We start from the raw sequence: 1808 nt of genomic DNA on the forward strand, positions 1-1808 counted from the left end.
GCGTCCGCGGCCAGGTTCGAGTCGCGCTCCCGGGCGATCCGGCGCAGCACCGCGTTGACCAAGCCCGGCGAGATGGGCCGTGCGGGTATCCCCCTTGGCGAGCCGCACCGCGAGGTCGACGGCGGCGTGGTCGGGGACCGCGAGGTCGAGGAGCTGGGCGGTCGCGGTGGCCAAAAGGGCCGTGAGCTGCGGCTTGGCCGCGGGCAGCCCGCGCTCCAGCCGCGCGGCCAGGGCGGCGCGGATCAGCCCGTAGCGGCGGAAGGTCGCCACCGCGATGGCCCGCGCCAGCCCGGCGTCGGCCGGCGCCAGCGCCTCAGCGCGGATCGCCTGGGCGAGGGCGTCGTCGAGGGCGGGGGGGCGCTCCTGGCCGATCAGGGCCGCGACCGCCTGCATCGCCGCGCGGCGCGCGGCCAGGCCCGCCGTATCCGGCCCGGTCTCGCCCGTCGAAGCTTCCTTCCGCGTGTTGCGGCCTGTGTCCCGCGATGCCACTTCTGCTCCAGATCCAACGTCTTCTGGGCCTACGCCCTCACACTCGAGCGAGCGCGATGCAAGAGCCGACCGCACAAGACCCGCACAGGCAGGATCCGGACGGACCGGAGGCCGGCGACGGCACGGCCCCGCCCCGCGCGCTCAGCCCGGCGGCGCAGCGCGCCCTGGCCGAGGCCGCCGAGCGCCGCGCGGCGATCGACGCCCGGGCCGCCGAGATCAGCGCCCGGCCCGAGCGCCAGGGGCGCGGCGGCCTGGAGCCGGTGCGCTACGACGACTGGGAGGTGAAGGGCCTCGCGGTCGACTTCTGAGGACGGCGCAGGGGCCGGCGCACCGGTCCGGCCCTATTCGCCGGGGACCGCCAGCGGCGGGCCGGCCTCGGTCCGGGCTTCCGCCGCACCCGCCCCGAACCGCCGGTACCAGAGCCCGGTCAGGATCGGCACGAGGATCGAGGTGACGATGATGCAGATCGTCACCAGCACGGTGGCGGTCTGCGCGGCCGGGGCGAAGTGCGGGGCGACGGCGGCGATCGCCAGCGGGTTGGCGGCGGCGGCCCCGGCCGTCGAGGAGGCCGCCAGCCCCGCCGTGCCGGTCCCGCCCCCGATCGCCCGGTCGGCCAGGATCAGCGGGATGCCGGTCAGGACGATCACCGCCAGCGCCAGCACGATGCCGAGCCCCGCGAGCGGCGAGAGCAGGTTGCTGAGGTCCACGGTGTTCCCCAGCGCGAAGGCGAAGAACGGGATCATCAGCTGGCCGCCCGGGGCGAACAGGGCCCGGAGCTTCGGGTCGAGGTTGCCGAGGGCGAAGCCGACGAGGAAGGGCAATACCGCGCCCGCGAAGATCTGCGGCTCGAAATGCGCAGCCCCGGAGGCCCCGAGGATGATCATGCTCATCAGCGGGCCGGATTCGATCGACGTGAGGATGAAGGCGCCGGCCTCCTCGCGGCTGCCGTAGGTCTGCATCAGCGAGGCGTAGAGGCCGCCATTGGTCATATCCATCGCGCAGACGATCGCCAGGATCGACAGGCCGGCGAAGAAGCCGGTCTGGATCCCCTCGGGCGGGATGAACAGCCCGGCCACCAGCACGATCGCCCAGGCGGCGACCAGCTTGGTCGCCACCAGCGTGCCGGACTTGCGCAGCACCGTCCCGGTCGCCCTCAGGCTGACCGAGGCGCCCATGCAGAAGAACCAGACCGCCAGGATCGGGATCACGCCGGTCATGATCCCCTGCGTGAAGCCCTTGAAATAGGCCGGGGACCCCGGCGCGAAGGTCCTGCACAGGGCTCCGAGCAGCAGCGGCACCAGCATCAGGCCGCCGGGAAT

At 74.1% G+C, this 1808-nt stretch carries 2 protein-coding genes and 1 pseudogene; 1 reads left to right on the forward strand and 2 read right to left on the reverse strand.

The window, feature by feature from the left end; all coding sequences use genetic code 11:
- Window positions 1–393: pseudogene (locus I53_RS01235) on the reverse strand (transcription antitermination factor NusB); the annotation flags it as partial.
- A gap of 152 nt (window positions 394–545) precedes the next feature.
- Between I53_RS01235 and I53_RS01240 the strand changes: the two are divergent.
- Window positions 546–797: a DUF1674 domain-containing protein gene (locus I53_RS01240; protein WP_043345843.1), complete on the forward strand. Its 252-nt coding sequence runs from the start codon at window positions 546–548 to the stop codon at window positions 795–797.
- A 33-nt stretch (window positions 798–830) separates the two neighbouring features.
- Here the strand turns inward: I53_RS01240 and I53_RS01245 are convergent.
- A partial coding sequence (locus I53_RS01245) for a 2-keto-3-deoxygluconate permease (RefSeq protein ID WP_083935933.1) occupies window positions 831–1808 on the reverse strand: 978 nt, incomplete at its 5' end.

Source organism: Methylobacterium sp. B1 (assembly GCF_000333255.1).
In the GTDB taxonomy this organism is placed as follows: domain Bacteria; phylum Pseudomonadota; class Alphaproteobacteria; order Rhizobiales; family Beijerinckiaceae; genus Methylobacterium; species Methylobacterium fujisawaense.

What these genes read in the sequence shown, in the direction of transcription:
- I53_RS01240 (WP_043345843.1), top strand. Translation starts at nt 546, where the DNA reads ATGCAAGAGCCGACCGCACAAGACCCGCACAGGCAGGATCCGGACGGA.